The organism is Micromonospora sp. NPDC050686, assembly GCF_040654475.1.
Classification (GTDB): Bacteria; Actinomycetota; Actinomycetes; order Mycobacteriales; family Micromonosporaceae; genus Micromonospora.
This window is the reverse complement of sequence record NZ_JBFAID010000136.1, coordinates 1-2,000: the sequence shown is the minus strand read 5'-3', so window position 1 is coordinate 2,000 and position 2,000 is coordinate 1. Positions and strand designations below refer to the sequence as shown.

Genomic DNA, 2,000 nt, shown 5'->3' with positions numbered 1-2,000 from the left:
CCCGGGTTCCACAGATAATTGGGTTCCTGTGACACGTCCGCCGGTCCTATCGCTGTTCAGAGCGTTGGGGCCTGGTGGGAAGTTCGAAAGTCCCTAGTGACACGGCTAGCGTGGTCGTGTGTTTTGACGTGGGACTTTCTGTTGATCTCCTAGCGGCCGGATCGCTAGGATCGCTGATCGTGTATGTGAAGCGTTCGACGCGGCGGGTGGCGGACGGTCGGGCGGTGGGCTATCTGCAGCTGGCCCACAACGAGTGGGACCCGGTTGCGAAGGTGTCGCGGACGAAGGTGCTGTACTCCTTCGGCCGTGAGGACCAGCTGGACGTTGCTGGGATCCGGCGGCTGGTCGCGGCGTTGTGTCGGCTGTTGGAGCCGGGCCAGGAGCTGACGGCCACCTCGGCGGACCTGCGGTTCATCGACTCCCGGGCGTTGGGCGGGGCGTACGCGCTGGACGGACTGTGGCGCGCTCTGGGGATCGACGCGGCGATGCGGCGGCTGCTGGCCGGCACGCGGATGGAGCCGCGGGTTGAGCGGATCTTGTTCGCGCTCGTAGCGAACCGCGCACTGGCCCCGTCGTCCAAGCTGGCCGCGACCCGCTGGATCGAGCACGACGTCGTGATCGACGGCTTGGACCTGCCCGTGGTCGACGAGTCCTGCTACCGGGCGATGGACTGGCTGATCAACGCCGAGCCGGAGCTGGGGCGCATCGTGTTCGACAACACCGCCGACCTGCTGAACCTGGAGGTGGACCTGCTGTTCTTCGACACCACCTCCACCTACTTCGAGACCGCCGACGCCGACGAGCCGGTGGCCCGCGACGAGCGGGGCATGCGGGTCGGCGACGGCGACCCGGCGGTGAAGGAGACTGGGTTTCGGACCTGGGGCAAGTCAAAGGACTCCCGGGGTGACCTGCCGCAGATCGTGGTCGGGATGGCCGTCACCCGCACCGGCATCCCGGTCAGATGTTGGGCCTGGCCTGGTAATACGTCAGACAGCGCCCTGATACGACAGGTCAAGGACGACATGCGGGACTGGTCGCTGTCGCGGATCGTGTGGGTCGCCGATCGCGGTTTCACCTCGGAGCAGAACCGGCGCTACCTGCAGAAGGCCGGCGGGCACTACATCCTCGGTGAGAAGCTTCGCGGCGGCACGCCCGAGGCCGACGCCGCGCTGTCGCGGCAGGGCCGCTACCGGCACGTCGCGGACAACCTGCAGGTCAAGGAAGTGCGACTGTCCGGTGACCTGGCCGACGACCGGTTCGTCATCTGCTTCAACCCCGAGGCCGCCGTCCGCGACGCCGCGATCAGGGCCCGCATGGTCGCGATCCTGGACGAGATGATCGACGGCTCCGACAAGCTCGGCCGAGACAAGCGCGCCGAGTTACGCGGCGTCATCTCCACCAAGCCCGGCCTGAAACGCTACCTACGCACCACCCCCGGCGGGCTGCTACGCATCGACCGCAAGGCCGTCGAAGCCGAGGCCAACCTGGACGGCAAGTTCCTGCTGCGCTGCTCCGACCCGAAGCTGTCGGCCGAGGACATCGCCTTGGGCTACAAGCAACTCCTCGAGGTCGAACGCGGCTGGCGGGACATGAAATCGATCATCGACCTACGGCCGGTCTACCACCGTGCCGAGGACCGCATCCGCGCCCACGTCCTGCTCTGCTGGCTCGCCCTACTGCTCATCCGCATCACCGAGACCCGCACCGGACAGACCTGGCCCGAGGTCCGCGACGAACTCCAACGCCTGCACCTGGGCACCTTCACCGGCCCCGCCGGCTCCTTCCGCCAACGCACCGAACTCACCACCGGCCAAAAGAAGATCCTGACCGCCCTCGGCCTGCCCGAGCCCCGCCACGTCTTCGAGGCCACCCCGACAACCTCCTGACCAGCACGAACACCCCGGCCTAGTGACACGCCCCGCCACCGGACCAAACCACGTTTTCCCAGCTCAACCCACCTTCTCGCGGACTAGCCAACCACCTGATCTGTGGAACCCGGG

At 67.2% G+C, this 2,000-nt stretch carries 1 protein-coding gene; it reads left to right on the top strand.

The features are described from left to right. The first annotated feature begins 179 nt into the window (after positions 1–179). On the top strand, positions 180–1,886 hold the full coding sequence (locus AB0H57_RS32765; RefSeq protein ID WP_357512619.1) for an IS1634 family transposase: 1,707 nt from the start codon (positions 180–182) through the stop codon (positions 1,884–1,886). Positions 1,887–2,000 lie beyond the last annotated feature (114 nt).